The 24153-nt window shown below is 40.1% G+C and carries 12 protein-coding genes; 8 read left to right on the plus strand and 4 right to left on the minus strand.

Features of this window, described 5'->3' with window-relative positions; translation table 11 throughout:
• Nucleotides 1-180 precede the first annotated feature (180 nt).
• Nucleotides 181-1371 (plus strand): serine hydrolase, encoded by a 1191-nt coding sequence (locus ACHWSC_RS14965; RefSeq protein ID WP_075990859.1) that lies wholly within the window; start codon nt 181-183, stop codon nt 1369-1371.
• A 128-nt stretch (nt 1372-1499) separates the two neighbouring features.
• On the plus strand, nt 1500-1859 hold the full coding sequence (locus ACHWSC_RS14970; protein WP_182983476.1) for a CoA-binding protein: 360 nt from the start codon (nt 1500-1502) through the stop codon (nt 1857-1859).
• Here the strand turns inward: ACHWSC_RS14970 and ACHWSC_RS14975 are convergent.
• From ACHWSC_RS14975 to ACHWSC_RS14985, 3 genes are all read right to left on the minus strand, one after another.
• Nucleotides 1856-3106, minus strand: coding sequence for an ROK family transcriptional regulator (locus ACHWSC_RS14975; RefSeq protein WP_075990861.1), 1251 nt, complete (start codon nt 3104-3106; stop codon nt 1856-1858). The two genes, ACHWSC_RS14970 and ACHWSC_RS14975, sit on opposite strands and share 4 nt — an antisense overlap.
• A 151-nt stretch (nt 3107-3257) precedes the next feature.
• Complete coding sequence (locus tag ACHWSC_RS14980; RefSeq protein ID WP_394677286.1) at nt 3258-6659, minus strand: DUF1080 domain-containing protein; 3402 nt, start codon at nt 6657-6659, stop codon at nt 3258-3260.
• A gap of 12 nt (nt 6660-6671) precedes the next feature.
• Nucleotides 6672-7940, minus strand: a complete 1269-nt coding sequence (locus ACHWSC_RS14985) for a Gfo/Idh/MocA family oxidoreductase (protein WP_046674856.1) — start codon at nt 7938-7940, stop codon at nt 6672-6674.
• A gap of 384 nt (nt 7941-8324) precedes the next feature.
• On the opposite strand from ACHWSC_RS14985, the gene ACHWSC_RS14990 reads away from it, so the two are divergent.
• Together ACHWSC_RS14990 and ACHWSC_RS14995 are read left to right on the plus strand one after the other, a co-directional pair.
• On the plus strand, nt 8325-10466 hold the full coding sequence (locus ACHWSC_RS14990) for a glycosyl hydrolase family 95 catalytic domain-containing protein (RefSeq protein WP_394677287.1): 2142 nt from the start codon (nt 8325-8327) through the stop codon (nt 10464-10466).
• A 169-nt stretch (nt 10467-10635) separates the two neighbouring features.
• The gene (locus tag ACHWSC_RS14995; protein WP_394677288.1) at nt 10636-11883 is read left to right on the plus strand and encodes a glycoside hydrolase family 88 protein; all 1248 of its coding nucleotides are present in this window, start codon (nt 10636-10638) and stop codon (nt 11881-11883) included.
• Between the two features lie 195 nt (nt 11884-12078).
• Here the strand turns inward: ACHWSC_RS14995 and ACHWSC_RS15000 are convergent, their stop codons facing one another.
• Complete coding sequence (locus ACHWSC_RS15000; RefSeq protein WP_394677289.1) at nt 12079-15954, minus strand: response regulator; 3876 nt, start codon at nt 15952-15954, stop codon at nt 12079-12081.
• A 136-nt stretch (nt 15955-16090) separates the two neighbouring features.
• On the opposite strand from ACHWSC_RS15000, the gene ACHWSC_RS15005 reads away from it, so the two are divergent.
• The 4 genes from ACHWSC_RS15005 to ACHWSC_RS15020 all read left to right on the plus strand — a co-directional run bounded on the left by ACHWSC_RS15005 (nt 16091) and on the right by ACHWSC_RS15020 (nt 23896).
• Nucleotides 16091-19369: a SusC/RagA family TonB-linked outer membrane protein gene (locus tag ACHWSC_RS15005; protein ID WP_394677290.1), complete on the plus strand. Its 3279-nt coding sequence runs from the start codon at nt 16091-16093 to the stop codon at nt 19367-19369.
• A 14-nt stretch (nt 19370-19383) separates the two neighbouring features.
• On the plus strand, nt 19384-21144 hold the full coding sequence (locus tag ACHWSC_RS15010; RefSeq protein ID WP_394677291.1) for a RagB/SusD family nutrient uptake outer membrane protein: 1761 nt from the start codon (nt 19384-19386) through the stop codon (nt 21142-21144).
• 169 nt (nt 21145-21313) lie between these two features.
• On the plus strand, nt 21314-22579 hold the full coding sequence (locus ACHWSC_RS15015) for a DUF2264 domain-containing protein (RefSeq protein ID WP_394677292.1): 1266 nt from the start codon (nt 21314-21316) through the stop codon (nt 22577-22579).
• 42 nt (nt 22580-22621) lie between these two features.
• Entirely contained in the window at nt 22622-23896 is a 1275-nt protein-coding gene (locus ACHWSC_RS15020) for a glycoside hydrolase family 88 protein (protein WP_394677293.1), read from the plus strand.
• The last annotated feature ends 257 nt before the right edge of the window (nt 23897-24153 follow it).

Here is a 24153-nt window from a genome sequence, read left to right on the forward strand (position 1 = left end):
CAATTATTGTAGGGAAAAATTCGTTTTTTTATACTAAAATCTTCATTTTAGCATTATTATCAGTATGCTGGTCCTTCTATTACGAGCTTCAATAATTTGATATTATTTAGGACACAGGAAATAGGGGGTATTTATTGATATACAATACAGAAAACACAAAAATCCGGGAGACTTAGTATAGTGAAATTATTTTTTTTAAAGGGAATGGTCGCTCTTTTGTTTGTATCTACAGTGGCTTGTAGTTCAAAAGAGAAAAAACAGAAGGAAGCAGCGATAGCGCAGGCAAAAGTGGATAGCACAAGGCTCGTCTATAATCCAAATAATGCAGATCAGAAGATCGATGCTTTTATGAAAAATCTTCATTCAAAAGCTGCATTCAATGGGAATGTTCTTGTTGCGAAAGATGGTAAAATCTTATATCAGAATACATTCGGCTGGGCCAATTACTTAAAACGGGATAGTCTAAAAATTGATGACAAATTTGAACTCGCTTCCGTTTCTAAACCGCTTACAGCTGTCGGAATTTTAAAGTTAGTAGAGGCAGGAAAGTTACGTCTCGATCAAACGATCAATGACTTCTATCCGGATTTTCCTTATCCTGGTATTACCATAAAAATGTTATTGACACACCGTTCGGGATTACCTAATTATGTTTATTTTTCCGAGGAACATTGGCCTGATCGTAAGAAGGGAATGACGAATCAGGATGTGATGAAAATGCTGACTGAATTTAAACCCAATCGCTATGGTGCGCCAGGAGGGCGTTTCTTTTACAATAACTCCAACTTTATGGTCTTAGGGGCCATTATTGAGAAGATATCAAAGCAAGATTACGCTACGTATATGAAAGATAGCGTATTTAATGTTGCAGGAATGACAAATACAGCTGCACTTTCTAAGGCAGTGTATGATAAAATTCCGACTAACGTTATTGGGCATGACAAGGTATGGCGAAGATCGGTCGTGCAAAATTTTCAGGATGGACCGCTTGGTGACAAAGGAATTTATAGTACAGTGCGTGACCTTTATCGTTTTGATCTTGCTTTGAGAGATGGACGATTGTTAAAGCAGTCAACATTGGATTCGGCATACCGAGGATATCCGGATGCCAAAAAGGGAATTTTTAGCTATGGTTATGGTTGGCGTACGTTTGAGCATGGTAATGATCATATCGTATACCATACAGGTTGGTGGCACGGTTTTAGACATATTTATGTAAGAGATTTAAAGAGAAACATAGTTATTGTTTTACTTTCTAATATGACAAATGGAAGCTTGGTCAAATTGGACGAGCTTTATAAAATCATGGGAATGCCAGTATTGCGTAAAAATGCGTATAGCAACCATGGTGATTTTATCATCGATGAGTAATTTTTGGGCGATGCTACTTTGAGAATTTAGATTATCTTCTTTATCCTATTGTAACGAGAAGGCAAAGAAGATAATCTACATGCACTGAGTATGCATACAACAGGTAAACACAAAAGATATAAAAAGGGATGAAAAAAACATTGATTTTAGGTGCTAGTACCAATCCTTCACGTTATTCGAATAAAGCTGCAAATATGTTGCATAAACATGGGCATGCTATCGTCAATATTGGCTTGAGTGGAGGGGAAGCCGCCGGAGTTCCTATTGAAAAGAAAGGTGAGATCTATACGGATATTGATACTGTGACAATGTATCTTAGTGAGCCTAATCAGAAAGAATATTACGATTATATATTAGCGACGAAGCCAAAACGAATAATATTTAATCCTGGTGCGGAGAATGCAGAATTGGAACAGCTCGCTATGGAGCACGGTATTAAGACAGAAAGAGCCTGTACTCTTGTCTTGTTGAGTACAGGGCAGTTCTAGATTTTGGATTTATGAAGCAATTCAACCGATAAGTACTTCGTGATAAAATAATTTGTCAGACCCACGGTATTGCTGTCGAGATTTAGACTTGACACTTTTATGTCACAATGTTCCTTCAAAATGGCCATGGTATAGGAATTTATGGCTTGTTGTATCGGAATCGTGATTAATTCATTTGCTTTTGCAATTTTTCCACCCAACACGATCAATTCGGGATTGAGTAGCTGTATTAAAGATGCAAATGCTTTTCCTAGGTTTGTCCCTAGTTTTGAAATCTGATTTATTGCAAATTGATCACCCTTGTTTGCCGCTTCAATAATATGTGTCGGTGTTAAATGTTGTAATTCATCGGGTTGCAATTCATTTAATTTAGTCAGCTCTCCTTTTTGGATTTCCTGTTTAGCGTTGTTAACCAAAGCAATCCCGGAAGCTACGGTTTCCAAACAGCCCCTTTTCCCACAGTAGCAAAGTTCACCGTTGTCGATAAAGGGCATGTGTCCTACTTCCCCGGAGTAGCCATCACGGCCTAGGTAGACTTCGCCATTGGACACGATTCCTAAACCTATCCCCCAATCCATTAGGATAATTAAACTGTTTTTTGTGTTTTTTGCCAATCCAAATTTCAATTCAGCATAAGCTGCGCCTTTGACGTCATTCAGAATGAAGACCGGTTTTTTATATATGCGCTCAAAATAGTTTGTTATGGATTGATTGTCGTCATGTAAAAAAGTCTCGTTAGTACCTTCTTCAGCATTGATTAGTCCTGGCATGCCAATAATAATCCCTGTTAGGTTCTCAGTATCAACTGATTTATCGATAAGATATTGATCAACGATTTGTGTGATAGCGGCTAGATTTTCTCCATTTCGAGATAATTCATTATCCAGCTCAACAGTTTCAGCAATAATGTTCTGGTTGTTGTCCATTATGCTCAGTGTGATGGAGAAACGTTGGAGTTCAATCGATAGCACCTGAAATAATCCATCACATAGCTTATATAAATTGGGTTTACGTCCACCAATAGATTCTCCTTTGTCAAATTGACGGATAAAATCATCTTCCAGCAATTCTGCAATGAGGCTATTTACCGTAGGCAGGCTTAAATAGAGGTTTTTTACAATGTCATTTACCGATACAGATCCTAATTCGGCTATTAATTTTATAATGGAGATTTTATTGAACAGATTTTTCTTTTCAGGTTTACTCTCCAATTTTTTGTTAATCAGTAAGTTTACGGCTTTAGTCATAAAACGTCATATTTTGAAATAGAATCCTCAGGGCTTTAATTTAGCAAAAGTTTTGGAATCATTTGGTTATTTTTCTCACTTGACAAGCAAGTGGGCTAATTAGCAGAGAGGGGATAAGATTCCTTATCCCCTCTCTGCGTATAAGTTTAGACTATTTGAGTTTTTTTACTCGAATATCTTTAAAGAATACTTCGGTACCGTGTCCTAGAAACCCGATATGACCAGAGGTCCGTTTGAGCCCAGGATGTTGTTTGCCATCCAGCGTTCCATTTTTGCTTGCCTCGGCGATATCCGCATCCACGATAACCGCGCCATTCAGTGTAACTTTGATGCGATTTCCTTTCACCACGATTTCCTCGGAGTTCCATTCACCTACAGGTTTTAAATGACCTTTTTTTGCAGGAACAACTCCATAAATTGAACCGTGATATTGGTATTGCTTCAAGTCTTTATAAACATCTGCACCATCATCAAGTACCTGGATTTCCATAGCCTCATATGCGGCATCTCCCTCCAGAGGAGCGCGTATTCCCACACCATTGTTGGCACCAGGCGTTAATTTGAAGTCGAAGCGATAAATGAAGTCTGCATATTCTTCTTTTGTGTAAAGGTTTCCACCAAATTTTGCATTTGGATACACCCAGATATAACCTTCGTCGTTGACAACATAAGCTTGGTTTTCTGTCCACTTGTCGAGGTTTGTTCCATCAAAAAGTACTTCAAAATCTTCTTTTTTCTCTTGATCACTCAATTTAAAGATTTGTTTTCTTGGGAATTCCTTGATAAAAAGATCTCTATAATAAACAACTGAACCATGCGCTTGTAACTCAATTTGTTCGGTAGGGAAAATTGATTGGTTTCTATCCCAATAGTTTTCAAGAGGAATATTATCGGTTACTAACTGTCCATTTAACCAAACTGTGACTTTATCGTCTACCATTTTGATTTTAAACGTATTCCATTCGCCAGTAGCATTGTCGGCAACCTTCAATGGTTTGCTTTCATTTTTCTGGTTGTTATATAACCCGCCAGAGCCAACTTGGGCGCCGACTCTTGTATTCGCAATATCCCAAATTTGTACTTGGGGAGTACCTCTCAAGTAGATACCGGCATCACCTTCTATACCGCCATAGTTTTCCAATTTCCAGTCTACCAGCATTTCAAAATCACCATATTTCTTTACGGTCGCCAGATTATCGCCTTTACCACTGAAGGCAATTTCACCATTGGATGCTGTCCAACCTTTGCGCATGATATCGTCGGCTTTAGCTTGTTCTGCTGCTAAAGTTTTCTCGTTCATTTTACTGCGTTTGATCGGATCCGCTACCAAACCTTTCCAGCCACTTAGGTCTTTACCATTGAACATCGAAACATAACCTTCTTTGATTGGCATTTCAGCGAGATAGCGAACAACAGCTTCTTTAAGGTATCCACTTTCACTACCCGACAATTTACCGATTACCTGTTCAAGAACCTCTCTAACCTTTTTGCCATAGAACTTGTTGTCCATTGCAATGTTCATCGCTACATTGGCCGCAGTTCCGCCAAGTTGAGCGTCGCTCATTAAATCGGCAGCAAAAACTAAAGACTGGTATGTTCCTGTAGGTTGTAACGCAGATAATGCTGCTTTTTTCTGATCTGCTGTTTTGGCAACGTTGAATGCATCTCTTAATAGCAAAGTTTTCTGTTCAGGTGTATTCGAAGAAGAAGAAATTGATTTAATTAATCCTCTGTATACCGTATTGAAAAGATTATCGTCTTTTTCTGTTCGGGAAAGAGATACCAATTCTGGTAGTGCGTTGGAGGTAGACCAGCCAGCCAAAGACTCAATTGCTGCGGACCGTAGACCTGTATTATTGTTGTTAAGGTATGCAGTTACAGCTTTCAATGACTGGGCGTCACCAAGCCCAGCAAAAATAGGGAAATACTTAGCGGTATTAGGCGCTGCAGACTTCGATATATTTGCTGCTAGTTTTTCTGTTAATCCTTTTGAATTTGTGCTTGACTGAACCACATTGACAATGGCACGTTGCAATAGCACGGCAGATTTATTGTCTGTCGTATTGTTTAACCTACTGAATAGTTCTTCTAAGTCCGATTCCTGGGCTACATTTGGGAGTGCTTTGTTGATCGCTTCTTCGACAGCAGGGTTCGCACTCTTTATGGCTAATACAGCTTTGGATGAAGCATTGTTTGAACGTTTACTTAAAATATCCAGCAATTGAATCTTTTTGTCGTCGTCTACAGTGGCAAGTGCATTGTTGACATCAGTAACGACATTTGCATCTTTCGATGAAAGGATTAATGCTTTTACCGAATTGTTGAATTGTTGATCAGCGTTGAGCGCCTGGATTAAGGTATTGGTTTCTTTACCCTGAGATAGTGTATTTAGTGCACTTAATCCAGCTAATTTAGTTACGGGAGACTGTGTTTTATTTACTAATGCCTGGATTAGTTTTAAGCTGCTTGCCGAACCATTGTGGGCTAAGTAGTTCAATACACTTTCTTGCACTTCAGGCGTACCCTTGCTTGCTAAAGCAAGCAAGCTTTTCGCGTCGGCGCCTTTTCCGTATTTTCCGAGTAATTGTAATGCAATGTTACGGTAAGCACCATTATCGCTCTTAACAGCTGCTAACAAGTTCTTTTGTTGTTTCGCTGGGTCGATGGTCGTCAATAATTTAAGCGATGCAATTTGGCCGTTGATCGATTTTACTTTTTGTGATTCCTGGAAAAACTTGTTTAGGAACTTAACCGCATCTTGGTCGTGTTTATTGTCGATCAATGCTTGAGCATAGTCAATACCAAGTCCTACTGCATCCAATTTGTCATAGCTATAGCCGGCAGCATTTAGTTTTTCCTGGAATAGCGACTCAGAAGCTGTGCCCCCGATTTTGCTCAGCGCGATTAATGCTGTCCTTTGGAAGCCATCCGAATTATATTTTTGCGTTAATCCTAAAATGGCACTTTCAGCATTTTTATCTTTTAGATCTCCGAGTGCTGTAACCAGGGCAATGGCCGTTTTCTCTGTTGTGGATGCTGCTAAAGCTTTTTCTAAGGCTGCTGTCGATTCAGGGGTACGAATAGATACTAGGGTTCTCGCTGCTGCATCGGCAAGATAATCGTTTGTCAAACAATTAGCGACAGCCGGTATAGCTGTATTATCGGCGCATTGACGTAACAGGCGTAGGGCAAAGACCTGATTTGTTGGTTCACTCAATTGCGCTATGGATTTTGCCAATCCTTCAACAAACACTCTTTTCTGCTGTTCTTTGCCTGGTTGGTTTACGTAAAACGAATAGCTGTTTGCCGCAAACTCTATCGGAGCATTGTTGCTGCCTGGTGTTTTAAGTCCTTTGAGGAACGTAACGACATCATCAGAAGAAAAACCTTCCAGCTCATGCATGGCAAGTAAAAACTTTTCTTTTTCTTCAGCCGGCTGTTGTGCCAATACGTCTGCTATTTTAGTTGCAGTCGTTCTATTTTGTGGTTGCTGAGCGTAGGTTGCACTAGATATAAGAAGCAATACGGTCAGCGAATTGAATATTCTTTTCATTAGGATATCTTTTTAAATAGACCAAGGGCCTCTCATTGGTTGGTGAATTAATCTATTTGCGGCGTCGTCATTAATAAATAGCTCATTTTGGGAGTCATATTTTAGTGATCTGTTCAGTCGCAATGCTGCTAATCCCATGTTGACCAAGGTACAAGAGCGGTGTCCATTGATTTCATTCAGTGCAAACTTTTCTCTTGTACGAACGGATTCCAAGAAGTCAGTAATCTGTGGTGCAGGTTCAGGGTACTGTGCAAGTTTTCTTTCCAAATCCGGTATATCTGATTGGAATCCTCGATATAATTTACCTTTTGGACCTTCAATATAGGCTGCCTTTTCATCTTTCGCTTCACCGTCTAAAATGATCTGACAACCATCGGCATAGGTAAATGTAATTCGTCTCCATGTGCCCACGGCATCCGGATGTTGCTGCGGAGCATCAACGTCGACGGTAACCGGGCTTTCGTTGTCTTTACCTAAGAAGTATTGAACAGGATCCATATAATGTTGTCCCATATCTCCTAGACCGCCACCATCATAATCCCAATATCCTCTAAAAGTGGTATGCACGCGGTGTTTATTGTAAGGCTTATATGGCGCCGGACCTAACCAAAAATCGTAGTCAAGTTCAGCCGGTACTTTCTCCTCTGGTAAATTTTCTTTTCCTACCCAATAGAACTTCCAGTCAAAGCCGGTATGTTTGCTTATCGTAACTTTCAAAGGCCAACCTAACATGCCAGTATCAACTAATTTTTTGATTTTGCTTACTGGAACATTCATTCCATAAAAGTCATCCTTGAAACGAAACCAGGTATTTAAACGGAAGATATTGCCATGTTGTGCAATGGCTTCTTTCACTTTTTTACCCTCACCGATAGTACGTGTCATTGGTTTTTCACACCAGATATCTTTTCCTGCTTTTGCCGCTTCAATGGACATCAGTCCATGCCAATGTGGCGGAGTAGCAATATGCACAATATCTACTTCTGGAGATTTAATCAACTCCCTAAAGTCATGGTATTCCTTCACACCACCGCCTAAGTCTGCTTGTGCTGCCGCTAGATGGGTTTTGTCCACATCACAAATGGCTACTGTTTTAGTTCCGGCGTAGCCAAAGTGTCCACGGCCCATATTGCCGACACCAATTACACCTTTGGTTAGATGGTCGCTCGGAGCAAGATAGCCCTGTCCTCCGAGTACAAAGCGTGGTACAATAGAAAATGCCGCAGCACCGACCACGGATTTTTTTATGAAATCACGCCTTGATGAATTCTGTTCTTTCATTTTGGTTGGATTAGTTGTTTTATAATTGATCCACTATTAGGCTGTTAAAAATAACGGCATTGGATATTTAATCTTAAAAATAGATAAAAAACTGATAAATGTAAACTGATAACTAAAATTTTACGTATTGTTTATTTGTGTTTTGTTAAAAAATAACAAAAGAATACTGTTGAATTCATTTCTTTCATATATAGCTACCCCATTATTGCCTATGCTGTGTTGTTTTATCTACTAAATTGTTACATTTCAGCGAGGTAGCTATTCGATGTGATGGACAGAGAAGAGCTTGAATCTAGGTTTTCCTCAATCGTTTTCGTAAAAGAGGCTTGATTTGAGGAGAATAATCCAGCATCTTTATGGTCGCTCTGATAGCATTAAATCCTAATGATGAATCTAAGAATACTGTTTTTACTCGTTTGCATCCTATGCCAGCCATTTTTGGGGGCAGCACAATTTAGAATTCCCGCACTGGGGTATACCATTTATGAAGGTGTGTTTACCGGAAATGGTCTCCTGGGAACGATGACTTACTTAGCCGGTAAGAATTCGATGCGTGTCGATATTGGAAGAACTGATATTTATGATCATCGAGCGAATTCGGCCGATAAATTGTTTGATCAGGCACGTATGTCGTTAGGTCATTTTGAATTGGAATTTGAAAGCCCTATTGTGCAGGCACAAGGAGAAATTCATTTAAAAGATGCCTATGCTGAGGCGAAAGTCGGCACAGACCAAGGGATGGTGAGAATTCGGACGACCACCTTATCAAATGACAACATTATTTTGCTAGAGGTATTTAAAAAAGATTTTAACGGGAATTACCATCTTACATGGAAACCCGACGAAGCCATCAGCCCAAGGATGGGATTCAGCTATACGCAAAAACCGAAAAACTATCCGACAAATCCAAAAGGAAGTTTTGGCATCGAAGGCGAAACAAAATATTTTGATCAGCCTCTTCTAGCGGGGGGAGGGTATGTGACGGCTTATTGTGGCAGATCCTGCAAAGAAGTGGATACCTATTTAATTACTGTGGATTATAACCAGCAAGGAACCGCTTATGTCAAAAAGGCGATCAATTATGTTCAGAATTTTAATGAGCAAAAGTTAACGAAGGGACTGGCGTCCCATCGCAAGTGGTGGACAGACTATTTTGCAGCATCTACACTGGAGCTGCCAGATACGGTTTACAAGCAGTTTTATGATATGCAACTGTATAAGCTTGCCAGTGCAACAAGGTCAGATAAACCCGCTATGGATTTACAGGGGCCCTGGACAAGTCCAACTCCGTGGCCAGCGTACTGGCTTAATCTTAATATGCAACTTGCTTATTCCCCTGTTTTCAAAGCGAACCAGCTCGGTATTGCAAACTCGTTTATTCAGATGATTGATCGGAATAAAGATAATTTAAGACAAAATGTTCCCGAGCCTTATCGCTATAACAGTTTGGCTGTAGGTCGCTCTTCGGGGCCAAGCTTATGGAGTCCTGTTCTTCTGGCAAAAAATGTTTCATTGGATGCGGCTTCCGATGGAGAAAAGGAGCTAGGGAATCTCGTATGGCTGTTGCATAGTTATTATCAATATTATCGAGCGACCCTGTCGCAGGAAGTATATGATCGTTTATTTCCGCTACTGAAGGAAGCGATAAATTATCATTTGCACTTATTGGAAAAGAATCAAGCAGGAAAATACCATATCGGTGTGAAAACTTATTCACCAGAATATTCAAAAGGGTATGCTTATGATACAAATTATGATCTTTCTATTTTTAAATGGGGGCTCAAGACGCTTATTGAGCTGGATCAAGAAAGAGGCGGCAAGGATAAACTTCATGCTGTCTGGAAAGAGGTATTGGCCAACTTGATTGATTATCCACAAGATGTCGACGGCTTTATGATCGCAAAAGATCTTCCCTATGGCGAGTCGCATCGTCACTATTCGCATCTAATGATGATTTATCCTTTTTACGATATAAACTGGGATCAGGTAAATAATCAAGCTCTTATTGAGCGCTCTATTGCACGTTGGCAGAGCAAAAAGCAATTGTTGCAAGGCTATTCATTTACGGGGGCTGCCTCTATGTATGCCATGATGGGAAGAGGAGACTCGGCTTTGGCTTCGCTGGATGTGCTATTGCAGAAATATATTAAAGCCAATACACTATATGCTGAAAGCGGTCCGGTGATAGAAACTCCACTGGCAGCGATGGCCAGTATTCAAGAATTATGTATGCAGTATTGGAATGGTGTATTACGCGTTTTTCCTGCTATTCCTCATAAATGGAAGGATGTTTCCTTTACCAATTTTTTGACAGATGGTGGAAATCTCGTATCAGCAGAGCGGAAAAATGGAAAAACGGCCAACATCCGGATCAAAAGTCAATATGGAGGTCGTCTACGTTTAAAATCCGATATCGGAATACCAGAGGTAAAGATACAAGGAAAAGGTACGTTTGATATAAGGAAAGACGGAATAATTGATCTGAAGCTTGATAAGGGGGCAATCGCTTTGATTAATGTACATTGATAAAAGGTAAGTTAAAGAAATTACGATGAGGAAACTGAATATTCAAGCTCCCTGAGCCAATTGATTAATATTCCTCGATCAATTGAAATAGAGAAAAAGAGCGGATTATTTAGGTATAGAATTAAAGCGCTAATGCGCTGACCAAATAAAAATAAAAGAATAGAAAATAATGAAATTAAAACAACTTTCCGTGTTATTATTGGCCATTTTGGGTACTTCGACTGTCGTTCAGGCGCAAACGGCAAAACCGAATCTATCCAAAGCGTTTATTCAGCAGCAGCTAGATGATGCAGCGAAGCAAATAAAAGTCCTGGCGAACGAAACTCCGACAGAAAAGTTTCCAAAAACTTTCGAAAATGGCAAAGAGGTATTTTCTTCGTCGAGCTGGTGGTGTTCGGGTTTTTATCCAGGGACATTGTTGTATTTATATGAAGGAACCAAAGATGAAGGGTTACTAAAGAAAGCAACCGAGAAATTGACCTATCTAGAAAAAGAAAAGAACAACAAGGGCACACATGATTTAGGGTTTATGTTATTCTGTAGTTTCGGAAATGCACTTCGTCTCACGGGCGATACGCAAAAGTATGAACCAGTACTCAGTACCGGTGCGAATTCCTTAGCATCTCGCTATAGTCCCATTACCAAAACGATCCGTTCTTGGGATCACGGATCATGGCAGTATCCGGTTATAATCGATAATATGATGAACCTGGAGTTTTTGACACAGGTGTCTAAATTAACTGGAGATAAAAAATTCTATGATATTGCGGTATCTCATGCTGAAACAACCTTGAAAAATCACTTTAGAAAAGATTATAGTTCATACCATGTGATCGATTATGATAAAAACACAGGTAAGGCCATTGGTAAAAAGACCCATCAGGGCGCATTTGATGAATCGGCATGGTCAAGAGGGCAGGGATGGGCACTGTATGGTTATACCATGATGTATCGCGAGACAAAGAAGAAAGAATTTTTGAAGCAGGCCCAGCAAATCGCAAAGTATATCTTAAGCAATCCGAATTTGCCTGCTGATCTGGTTCCTTATTGGGATTTTGATAAAGACAAAATTGCACAGTCAGATAAAATGTATCCAAATAAGGATCTACGAGATGTGTCTGCGGCGGCATTATATGCATCTGCATTGTTAGAACTCTCACAATATACAAAAGGAAGCGAAGCCCTGAATTATTTTGAAAAAGCAGAAACGATTCTAAAAAGCCTGTCCAAGGCCCCTTATCTGGCATCTCATGGTCAAAATGGAGGTTATATCTTACAACACAGCGTTGGAGCGCTACCGTTAAATTCGGAAATCGATGTGCCTTTGACCTATGCCGATTATTATTATGTGGAGGCCCTGGTCCGATACCAACGCTTATTGGCGGGCGAGCCAATGATCAAAGAGATTGCTAAATAAGGCTGTCAACAGCTAAAAGCTTATTTTAGTGGGATCAGATCGTTTAAAAAATGATTTGTTTTAAGTAAGACTCGAACTTGATTAAAAGCGTAGTTAAAGCTAAAAGACAGAGGTGGCGTAGCCACCTCTGTCTTTTTATTGGGTCTTACGGAGTTTATTGGGTCTTATAGAGACCACAATTCGATATAGCAGGGTTTAGCTACTTTGGTTAGGCGTCGCGATCTGTTCCGATGGATTGTATCCAAACTGTTTTTTAAATTCCTTACTGAAGTATTTCCTATCGGAAAAGCCCACTGCATAAGCAACTTCACTGATATTCATGGTCGATGTCAGTAATTCTTTCGCTTTGTTTAACCTATACGTTTTGACATAATTGTTGAGTGACAAATTGGATATGGCCTTCAACTTGCGATAGAGAATTGGAGCGCTCATTCCCATTGTTCGCGCTATAAAATTTACATCAAAGCCATCTGATTGAATATTTTCTTCGATCAACTGATTTAAGGATGAGATGAATTGTGCATCAAGCTCATTGTCAAAAGTAGCTGTTTTGACTTCAAATTCTGTGCTTCTTTTCTGACTGACTGCCATGAGATTCTGAGCGGAAAGGAAAAGCTGTTTATTGTCGAAAGGTTTTGTCAAGTAGATGTTAGCGCCATGTTCCAAGGCTAAAGTTTGGGAATTGCTATCGGTTACAGCAGTCAGCAAGATGAATGGTATATGGCTGGTCATCATATTTGTTTTAATGGCCTGGCATAGCTGAGCACCATCCATATAAGGCATCATTAGATCCGAAATAATCAGATCCGGGATATATTCCAATGCCTTGGAAAGAGCCTCTTCACCATTGCCGGCTGTAATGACTGTGTAGGTGTCCTGAAATAGATTGACAACTGTTGCTAATAATTCTTTATTGTCTTCTACAATTAAAATAGTTTGTTGCAAGGAAGTATCAAGCGTGCTTGGTACCAGTATGCTAACGTCTTCTGTTTCCTTTGCAAGGAGGCCTATTGCTTGCGGCTCTACTTTCTCGCCAGCTTGTTTCGGTAAGGTTACCGTAAATACCGTCCATTTTCCTTTTTCATCGTCCTGTGAAAAGCAACGAATATCTCCCTTGTGCTGCAGTACAATTTGTTTGGTAAGTGCCAATCCAATGCCTGTGCCGATCGCATCATTAGCTTGGTCTTCACGATAGTATTCTTCAAATATTTTAAACTGATTGTCTGTGGCAATGCCAATGCCGTTATCAATTATGTTTATGGAAAACGAGTCATCGCTTTCGATCAGATCCAGATAGACCGTACCATATTCGGGCGTGTATTTGATGGCATTGGAGAGTAGGTTAAACATCACTTTGTCAAATTGCACCGTATCGATGGACTGCAGTCCTACAGCATCCAACTGACGTATATAATAGTTGAGATGTTTTGTTTTGGCAAGGTCATTCAGTAAGTAGAACGTATCTTCTATGTATTCTCTAAAAGAGATGTCGGTTTTCTTCAGTACAAAGTGTTTGTCATCGAATTTTTTAAAGTCCAGCAACTCGTTGATTACACCAAGGAGTTTACTGGCATTCTTTTTTATCCGTTTTACTTTGTTTTGTGTAGAAGTCAGATTGGCCGTTTCGGAAATAATTTCGTCCAATGGAGCTGTAATCAAAGTCAACGGTGTGCGAATTTCGTGCGATATCTGTGTAAAGAATTTTATTTTCTTTTCCTGTTCCCGTTCTGAATTGATCAACATCTCACGTTCGACAACAAACTTGATGACAAAATGTACACCCAAGGTAAACAAGCCGGCATACAACAGATAGGCCCACCAGGTTCTCCAAAAGGGAGGTTTAATATCGATATTGATCCGTAGGGGTATACTGCTCCAAATGCCATCGTTGTTACTGGCGAATATGGTCAAAGTATGCATTCCGACTGGAATATTGGTATATCGTATTGACGGAGTACTTGTTTCAACCCAATCCTTGTCAAAACCATCGAGTTTGTATCGGTATCTATTCTTTTGTGGTTTGATGAAATTAGAACCTGAGAAATTAATTGTAACAAAGTTTTCATCATGTCGGAGTTTGAGCTGATAGCTGTTGGGATCTGTTGTTTTCTGAAGCCGTCCGTAGTTCAATGGTGTCTCTTCGAGAAAGATATTTCGGAAGAGTACCTCGGGGATAGTCTGATTGAAAATTATTGTTCGGGTATCCAGGGCAACTACACCATTGAGTGTTGTAACGAATAGTGTTCCTGTTTTGCTGGCAAAGACTTTGGCTCCAAGTAGATTTTTTACCGGTAAACCGTCATACTGATTCAGGAGGTAGCTATGTTTTGTTTTGGGATTAAAGCATATTAATCCATTTTTACTGGTAAGCCATACCTGATTGTTCACAAAGATGGGCCAGCCTAGCGAATTGTTCGGAAAGCGAGATACCTTGGTTAAGTGATCGCGCTGATCAAAATGATATAAGTATTCTTTGGATGTCAGCCATATGTCCCCGTTCGGATGAACATAAAACCCACCTAGTGTCAATGTATCCAGCTGTTTTATTGGTTTTATGTTTGATTCATTCGGTTTTTTGCGAAAAAGTGTACCTCCTCTGAGAAAATAAGTCTGCTGTCTATTGTCCGCTTGGATATCATCAATTGTACCTGTTTTTAATGCAGCGTTATATGCTGCAGGTTTTCCAGGATCGACGATGTAAAGCCCTTTATTGGTTCCGAGGTAAATGCGATGTACGGGATCGACGTAAATGCTATAAATATTATTTTTGAGATTCAGGAGATCTTTTTCAAGGTAAAAGTGTTGTGTGTTTCCAGATTGTGCATCGATAATTGAATAACCGCCGCCATACTGTGCTGCATAAATTTTGTTATCTCTAACGTATAGATCCTTGATCAGGTTTGACTGGGTTAATTTAGACAAAGGAGAGGTCGTTTCTGTTCTTTTGTCAATTTTGTTGATTCCTTCTTCTTCTGTTCCAATCCAAAACGCATTTTCTGACTCTGCGAAACTGCCGGTGATATCGCTATTAAGGCTGAGACCGGGACGCGAACGTGTTGAATAATGCTGTATGGGGATCAGATCGGGGTAGATGGCATTGATTCCTCCAAAATAAGTTCCTATCCAGGTGATCTGTTGTCGATCAATAAAGATATCATAGATAGAGTTTTGACTCAATGAGTTTTTGACGGAGGTATTATGTTTATAGTTTAAGAAATGTGGTGCCCCATTAAAGATGGAGAGTCCTTTTAGTGTTCCAATTAGTAGGTCTCCTTGTTTAGTTGGGACAATTTTCCGGATGTTATTGCTGAGTAGATTGCTATTTGTTTCTGTTAGGTTATTCCATTTTTTATCAGCGAAGTTGTATTGGAATATTCCATGCAATTTTGTGCCAACCCACAGGATGTTTTTATGAAGATACATTGTACTGAAAATCTGCTCTTTTAACGGCAGGGGAGATGCTATAAGATTCTGGTTCGTAGAAATTTGATTATTTTTCAATGAAAAAGACGTTATGCCATCCATGCTCGCCATGATATAGGTTTCAGGTCCTGTCTGAATAATCGATTGTACTCTGGATTGGTTAATGAGTTTTTTGAGATTGTAGGTCCCCGCTGTGGGAATAGCCTGATAGAGCCCTTTGTCGGTGCACAGAAATATTTTGTCTGAAAGGAACTGTATGTCGGCGACAGCAATTTTTTCTTGAAAGGGTTTTCCTTGTTTAAATACCGCTTTGCGTTTGTCGATATCGAAAATAAATAACTGCGTTGCGGTAGCAATGAAAAGGTCATTGTTTGCGTTGATGGCAATCTTGTTAATGTAACCTACCTTTTTAAATACGGTATCCTGTACGAGAATATTAGTGATATTCTGGGAGTCGTATACAAAAAGGTTGGCTCCGCCGCCGAACCAAAGTTTACCTTGTTTATCTTGAGCAATTGTTAATATCGCCTGTTTATCCAATACGTTCTCCTGGCTTAGTGTCTCAAATTTTAAATTCTGGGCATGACAAAGGGAAATGATGGATATCAACAGCAGAAATTGTCGCGATAAAATAGGTAGTATGCTCATGGTTATGGGGTATTTGTGTCAAATTTAAGATTTTACCCCCAAATATTTATGAATTTTACCCCTCTTAATTTACTCATAAACTCATCTTTGGCCTATTAAACAACCAATTTTTATTATAAAACTAATTTCCTAAAGTATGGCAAAGTTTTACAAAGTTGGACTGTCTGCTATGATGATGTTTACTGTGGGTGCGGGTATGGCACAACAGAAAATTTCGATTACGGGGCGGATTACAGACAGTCAAGGAGCACCTTTATCGGGTGTAACGATTCGAGAAAAGGGTGGAAGTGTTTCTACTTCTACAAATGCAAACGGTACCTATTCATTGTCAGTTGGCTCCAATGCAACCATCTTAGTTTCCTATATCGGTTATCAAAATCAAGAGGTTGTTGTCAATGGTCGCAATGTCGTCAATGTAACTATGGACGGTGCAAGTGCTGCCATTGATGAAGTTGTAGTCGTGGGGTACGGACAACAGAAGAAGGCGAAATTGTTAGGGTCGGTTGCGACGATTGATGGCAAGAAGCTTGAAAGTAGAGCGGTAACGAACGTATCTTCGGCACTCTCGGGTCTTGCCGCAGGAGTTCAGGTAAAAGTCGGTAATGGTAAGCCCGGGAGTGATGGAGCAACCATTCGCGTACGTGGTACAGGTACCATGAACAATAATGAAGCTTTGGTGATTATTGACGGTATTCAGGGGGTAATGGATGCGGTAAATCCGGAAGATATTGAAACGATATCAGTATTAAAGGATGCTTCATCTGCAGCGATATATGGTGCGCGGGCAGCAAATGGTGTTATATTAATTACAACAAAAAAAGGAAAGGGTGGACAAGCTCCACAAATAAAATACTCAGGTTTGTTTTCCCGTACGACACCGAGTATTAAACCTGTCTTTCAAAGCGATTATCTGAAGCATATGCTTTTGTTCCAAGAAGCGGCTGAAAATATTGGCGAAAAAGGTCCTTACACCCAAAGTGCTATTGATGCTTGGACAGCGGCTAATGCAGATCCAAATGGATTGACTGCACAGGGTATACCAAATTACGTTGCCTATCCAAATACCAATTGGGGTGATTGGATTTATGAGGATGGCTGGCTTAAGAGTCATAATGTAAGTGTATTGGGGGGCAGTGATAAGATCCGATATAACCTATCTGGAAGAATACAAGACAATCCTGGTATTATGCACAATACAGGAATGAAACGGTATGAAGGGCGGGTCAATTTGGAAACAGATATTACCGACTTTCTAACAGTGGGTACACAGACATTTGTTGTCAAAGAAGATCGCTCTATGGCTTCGGATGCGAACCTTTATAATTATTTGCGTCAAACTACCCCAGGAATTTATCCGATGTATGATGGTAAATTTGGAGGGGCAGTGCTGAGTTCAGGGGAATCCTCTCAATTAAATAACTTACTGACCTATCTTTATGATAACAAGGGAAGCAATGAACGTACACGTTTGAATTCAACATTGTTTGCCAATATCAAACTTTGGAAGGGTTTAACGTTTGAGACCAAATTTAACTATCAGAGCCGCTTTGATGAAGTGAAAAGCTGGTCAGACCCGGCGCCACGATATGATTTTTCTACAATGAATATCATCACGAGCCCTATTAATCTAGCACAGTCGACGACCGGACAATCCTATGAAAAAATTTATCGAAAATCCTTTGATAATGTTTTACGCTATAGTACGACTATTGATAAACATTCGATTAGTGCATTAGTTGGCCACAATGAATTTTATTATAATGATTCAGGATTTAGTGCTTCGACAAAAGGTTTGATAGACGCCACTATTACAAATGTTGGTACGGGAACAGAAATGAACAGCATTGGAGGATTCGAATCTGACAATTCAATGCGTTCTTTCTTCGGACGCTTTAGCTATGATTATGATGGGAAATATTTAGCCGAATTTAGCTTACGTAGAGATGGTTCTTCAAAATTTGGTCTTGGCAAGAAATATGGAACTTTCCCTTCTGTTTCGTTAGGATATATATTGTCTAAGGAATCATTTATGAAAGCAGTAAATCCTTATGTGCAAGATATTAAAATTCGTGGATCGTGGGGTAAACTAGGGAATGATGGCGGAGATGATCTGAACGTATATGGATGGCATGGTGTGTATGGACAGGTGGGTTATTCTTTCAACGGGGCGCAGGCTAATGGTCTTCGATTGTCTCGATTTGGAAATAATGTATTGCAGTGGGAAGATTCTGAGAACAAGGAATTGGGTTTAGAATTTGCCACATTAAATCGCCGTGCCTTTGTGGAGTTTAATTTATATGATCGTAAAACTTCAAACATCATTCGCACAGCGCAGATGCCAATTTCAGCCGGTACAGCTAGCCCACCTTATTATAATCAAGCTTCTATGCGTAACAATGGTATTGAGCTAAATTTGAATTGGCGAGATAAAATTGGCGATTTCCATTATAATATAGGGGGCAACTTTGCATTTAATAAAAATAGGGTTACGGAATATGAAGGTAAGTTGATACAAGGAATGGTAGACGATGGATCCGGAAAAATGGTCTGGCAGACTAATTTAGGTGATGTATCCACTGGAGGATTAAATCGTAGACTTGAAGGTTATCGCCTAGATGAATTCTATTTGCGTCAAGTATACAAAGGTAATGGAACTTATTTTAATGCAGATGGCTCTGTTAATATCAATGGTGGACCAACAACAGGTATGATCCGAACAGATAAGGATTACGAATGGGCAAAAGCAATGAAAGCTGCAGGGTATTCATTTTTATCTTCCTCACAAGCTATTGGTGATAGTTATGGTACGACGAGAATGTATTATGGTGACTTGATTTATGCTGATTTAAATGGTGATGGTATTTATGGGAATACTGCAGATCAATATTTTACCGGAACTTCTACAAGTCCCAAATACATTTACGGTTTCAATTTAGGATTCTCCTATAAAGGATTTGATATGTCTATGATTTGGGCAGGAGAAGCAGGTGGTCAGTATTATTGGACTGACCATGGCTATAATAGCAATATTTTAATAAGTGGAAATCAAGTGACAACACGAGTCGCGGAAAATCATTATTTCTATAATCCGGCGTCACCCGATGATCCACGCACTAATCAAAATGGATATTTACCAAGATTAAAACTAGGTACCTCTGCTGAGAATATAAATAATCAATCAAGTGATTATTGGTTGTATAATGCAAATTTCTTGAAGCTCAGGAATCTACAAGTAGGTTATACCCTTGACAAGAGATTAACTGAAAAAATCAAAGTACGAAGTTTAAGGGTGTTTTTCTCAGGAGAGAATCTACTGATGTTTACTGATTTTCCTGGGTTGGATCCGGAGGTTGGATCTGGAGCAGAATATCCTACAATGAAGCAATTTGCATTTGGTTTGAATATTGGATTCTAAAAAAGAAAGAGATCATGAGAAATAATATAAAAAGATGTAATGTGTGGAGTAGGAACGTGATGTGGGGAATAGTGTTTAGTACAGCGGCTTTACTTTCTTCTTGTCAGAAGGATTTGTTGGACACGGTACCAAAAACTCAAGTATTAACCAACAATATGTGGTTGACCGAGAATCTTACAGATCAGGGGGTAAATGGTGTTTACCAAGCTTTGCGCCTTGGTCAGATGCTTTATGTGTATGATACCTATGCTACCCTTCAGGGAAGGGACAATTCAACCTTAATGAATGCGACTGCAACAAGTTCGTCGGGTATCTTTTCATCCACATGGCAAAATTTATATGAGGGGGTTCATCGCAGCAATAATGCGTTATATGGGATAACCAATGTGTCACCAGTGGGAGCAGAGAAAAAGGCTAAATTAGCTGCAGAAGTAAAATTCTTGCGCGCCTACTACTATTATCGATTGAATCAGTTGTATAAAGGAGTGCCTATTTATACTGATCCAATCGAATGGGACAAAGTTGATAAACCAAGGAATACTGAACAAGAAGTTTGGAGCTTTATCATTAAAGATCTCACGGATTGTATCAACGAAGCTCAGTTACCAAATCGCTATGATAAAGGAAATGCAAACTTTGGCCGGGTGACAAAATCTGCCGCTTATGCGCTCCGTGGTAAGGTTTATATGTATACGCAAGAATGGGCAAAAGCAATTGCTGATTTCGAGCAAGTTAAAAACCTGGGACACAGTTTGTTTAGTAATTATGCGTCTCTATTTAAAGGAGATAATGAACAAAGTCCGGAGATTATATTTAGTATTCAGAATATCGCATTGGCAGGATACGGTTCGGATTATCAGTTCAGATTTGGGTCGCGCTCAGCATTTGGATCCAATTGGAATACTTATTTAGTTCACCCTGATGCGGCAGACCGTTATCAGCGCAAAGATGGGTCCAAGTTTAATTGGGATGATTACTTGCCTGGTTATAACCAGATGGCGCCGGCTCAAAGGGAAGTTTTTTTCCTTCGGAATAATTTGACTGCTACTGAAATATCGAACATAGAAAAACGGACGAAAAATAAGCTTGATATGTCTTTGTATTTGCCTACCGGTAATGAAGAACGCCTGAAGAAAGCCTATGAAGATCGTGATCCTAGATTAGCTAGTAATGTCATTCTACCATATTCTACATTTGTGGGAGCCAATGGTGCAACAGATCAGACCTTTACTTCTAGATGGCCATATAGACAGGAGTTTGGTAGCGTATTTGATTTGAGAACGGATATCGTCACTGATTTTTACTACTACCCACGTAAGTTTGTTTACGAAGGTGCTAATCCAGGTATCCCAAACAGAGAAGCTGGCGCATATGATTATATCGTCATGCGTTATGCGGATATCCTTTTATTATGGGCGGAGGCATTGAATGAGTCGAAAAAACCAGGCGAAGCTGTGCTTAAGGTAAATGATGTCAGAAAGCGTGCAGGAGTTGGCGAGTTATCGTTAGGAATTGGTGAGCAGGATCTTCGGAAAGAAATTCGTGAAGAACGCCGTCGTGAGTTGATGTGTGAAGGTGTTATCTACTTTGATGAGTTGCGTTGGAAAACACTGAAAGAAACTTCTTTTTATACAGGAAATGGTATTAAACAAGCATGGGGAGGAGTCGTTTCTCCGTATGACTGGAGAGGTGATCAGCTCTATACATGGCCAATCCCACAAGTGGAGCGGGAACGCAACACAGCCTTGACACAAAATAGTGGCTGGGAAGATTAAAAAATAAGTGTAATTTTTTATTTCACGTAAAAAAGTTGTTATCAATCGCTCATGCAATCGTTTGCTGGAGCGATTGATTTCTTTTTGCTTGCTTTTATAACGTAAAATAAAGATTTTTAATGTTTTGTGTAGCGTTAATTAGCTCACATTAATTTATAAACCATTATCGATGAAGAGAAGATTCCTATTAAAATTGTTAGGTGGAGCTGGCGTTGGTGTATTAACGGCGTCTTTACCAGTGGAAGCAAAGGCAAGCAGTTTGGACAATAAGACAAGCGTTAACGAAAACGATCGCGCCTATTGGGTATCTATTTTACATAAGATGGCTGCTCCAATATTAAGCAATATCAGTAAGCAACAATGGCGTAAAAATATGCCGATGGAAGTGAGTCCTACTTTTGATAGTCGAGACCCTGGAGTCGGTTATTTGGAAGCTTTCGGTCGCTTGTTGGCAGGTATGGCTCCTTGGTTGGCCTTACGGGATGACCCAACTGAAGAAGGTCAATTGCGTAAAAAATTACGTAACCAAGCATTACTCGGTATACAATATGGTGTCGATCCTAAATCGCCGGATTATTTTACCTGGCGAGGCCCTTCATCCCAAACACTCGTCGATGCGGCACATCTTGCGCTGGCTTTTTTGAGGGCCCCACAGGCTTTATGGCAGCCTTTGGACCAAGTGAGTAAAAAAAGAGTAGTTGAAGAATTCAAACTGTTGCGGAAGATCAAGCCGAATGAGAGTAATTGGTTGCTGTTTGCCGCGATGACAGAGACGTTTCTCTATAGCATCGGGGAGGAGTGCGCTCGTGAGAAGATCGATTATGCAGTCAATAAATTTGATCAGGAGTGGTATGTCGGAGATGGCTGGTACAGCGACGGCGCCCGTTTTAGTTTTGATCATTACAATGGGTATGTGATTCACTGCATGCAGGTGGAGTCGCTACGCCATAATATTACCGCCGGCGGAAAATATAAAGAAATGTATGATAGAGCGTATAAACGAATGCAGCGCTATGCACATCATTTGGAACGTATGATTTCTCCAGAAGGTCACTATGTCGTTGTCGGTCGCTCGTCAACTTATAAGAATGCAGCGTTCCAACCTTTGGCGACAGTTGCTTTAGAAAACAAGCTACCTGAAGATATCTCAAAAGGACAGGTCCGGGCAGCTCTTACAGCGATATTAAGGCATATTTATATAGACAAAACCTTTGCCCCGTCAGGATGGCTGCGTATGGGAGTGGTGGGTGATAAACAATCCAATCTCGCAGATTACTATACAAATGCAGGGTCTATGTATGTGGCCTCCCTGTCATTCTTGCCTTTGGGATTACCAGCAGACGATGAGTTCTGGACCTGTGCTTCACAACCCTGGACTTCTCAGAAATGCTGGAGTGCCGAGCAATTTCCCAAGGACTATTATGTAAGTTATTAAACGAAAAAAGAATAAAAAAGTAAAGATTAAGGACTGGATAAAATGAAGATACAACACTATATTACGGGGGCTTTAATGATCGGACTAGGAATGCAGGGAATTTCCTGTTCCAGTCAGCGAAACTTAGGGACAGTGAAATTGGGGCTTGACAAAGAATTTGTCCGTACCAATTTACAAGATGCACACAAGCAGATCGCCTACCTCGCAGCATCGATCGATGAATCGGATATGCCTACAACCTATAAAGATGGAAAATATGTGAATTGGGGTTCGAGTTGGTGGTGCTCTGGATTTTATCCCGGTACAGTACTCTATCTCTATGAATATACCAAGGATGAAAAACTTTTGACGGAAGCAAAAAGTAAGTTGAAGGAACTCGAAAAGGAAAAGAACAACAAGGGAACACATGATTTGGGTTTTATGTTGTACTGCAGCTTTGGTAATGCATTACGCTTGACGGGAGATTCGGCTGCTTATAAGGAAATTTTAAGTACCGGAGCAGCCTCATTGGCGACCCGTTTCCACGAAGCACCCAAAACTATCCGATCATGGGATGGGGGCAGAAACTGGGATGGCCAGCCTTGGACTTACCCAGTGATTATTGACAACATGATGAACCTGGAGTTTCTGACGGAAGTTTCCAAAATGACAGGTGATAAGCGTTATCGTGATATTGCGGTGCAACATGCCAATACAACGATGGTCAATCACTACCGAAAAGATTACAGTTCCTACCATGTCGTGGATTACAATCCAAAGGATGGAAGCATTATTTCGAGAAAGACTGCTCAAGGTGCGTTTGATGAGTCTGCATGGGCTAGGGGACAGTCTTGGGGACTGTATGGTTATACGATGATGTACCGCGAGACCGGCGACAAGAAATATTTGGAGCAAGCTCGACATATTGCGCAGTTTTATCTGAATCATCCCAACCTTCCAAAAGATCTAATTCCCTATTGGGATATGGACCAAAACAAGCTTACACCGGACAGTAAATATTATAGTCAGAAAGATCTTCGTGATGTGTCGACCGCTTCGGTGACCGCTTCGGCTTTGCTGGAACTGGCGCAATACACAACAGGTGGTGAAAGCCAGCTGTATATCTCAAAGGCTGAGCAGATGTTGCGGTCTTTATCATCTAAACCCTACAAAGCAGATTATAAAGAAGCCGGTGGCTATATTTTAAAACATAGTGTTGGTTCGATTCCACATAAAGCAGAGGTTGATGTTCCTTTAACCTATGCTGATTACTATTATGTAGAGGCATTGGTTCGGTATGACCGGTTGCTTAATGGCGAGAAAGTGATTAAACAATAGACGATACGGGACCTTTAAACTGTTCTTAAAATAAGTGTTGTTTTAGGGACAGTTTTAGACGTTTGTGTACTTGGGAAAATACCGTTTCAACCAACCCCATATTTTCATTGGAGCATCTCCTGTTATAATAGTCGCGACAGACACATCATATTTAGCGAGATCTGTTACTCGGATGTGTCAGATCTATACCGCTCCGTTTATAAGTTGCCAATATCATAAATCTAATAAAGAATTAAAAAAACAAAGTAAAGTCAGAT

Origin of the sequence: uncultured Sphingobacterium sp. (genome assembly GCF_964277905.1) — a bacterium.
In the GTDB taxonomy this organism is placed as follows: domain Bacteria; phylum Bacteroidota; class Bacteroidia; order Sphingobacteriales; family Sphingobacteriaceae; genus Sphingobacterium; species Sphingobacterium siyangense.

Excerpts from the sequence above, each read along its gene's own strand:
- ACHWSC_RS14970 (WP_182983476.1), top strand. The coding sequence starts at position 1,500 with ATGAAAAAAACATTGATTTTAGGTGCTAGTACCAATCCTTCACGTTAT.
- ACHWSC_RS14975 (WP_075990861.1), bottom strand. The coding sequence starts at position 3,106 with ATGACTAAAGCCGTAAACTTACTGATTAACAAAAAATTGGAGAGTAAA.
- ACHWSC_RS14980 (WP_394677286.1), bottom strand. The coding sequence starts at position 6,659 with ATGAAAAGAATATTCAATTCGCTGACCGTATTGCTTCTTATATCTAGT.
- ACHWSC_RS14985 (WP_046674856.1), bottom strand. The coding sequence starts at position 7,940 with ATGAAAGAACAGAATTCATCAAGGCGTGATTTCATAAAAAAATCCGTG.
- ACHWSC_RS14990 (WP_394677287.1), top strand. The coding sequence starts at position 8,325 with ATGATGAATCTAAGAATACTGTTTTTACTCGTTTGCATCCTATGCCAG.
- ACHWSC_RS14995 (WP_394677288.1), top strand. The coding sequence starts at position 10,636 with ATGAAATTAAAACAACTTTCCGTGTTATTATTGGCCATTTTGGGTACT.
- ACHWSC_RS15000 (WP_394677289.1), bottom strand. The coding sequence starts at position 15,954 with ATGAGCATACTACCTATTTTATCGCGACAATTTCTGCTGTTGATATCC.
- ACHWSC_RS15005 (WP_394677290.1), top strand. The coding sequence starts at position 16,091 with ATGGCAAAGTTTTACAAAGTTGGACTGTCTGCTATGATGATGTTTACT.
- ACHWSC_RS15010 (WP_394677291.1), top strand. The coding sequence starts at position 19,384 with ATGAGAAATAATATAAAAAGATGTAATGTGTGGAGTAGGAACGTGATG.
- ACHWSC_RS15015 (WP_394677292.1), top strand. The coding sequence starts at position 21,314 with ATGAAGAGAAGATTCCTATTAAAATTGTTAGGTGGAGCTGGCGTTGGT.
- ACHWSC_RS15020 (WP_394677293.1), top strand. The coding sequence starts at position 22,622 with ATGAAGATACAACACTATATTACGGGGGCTTTAATGATCGGACTAGGA.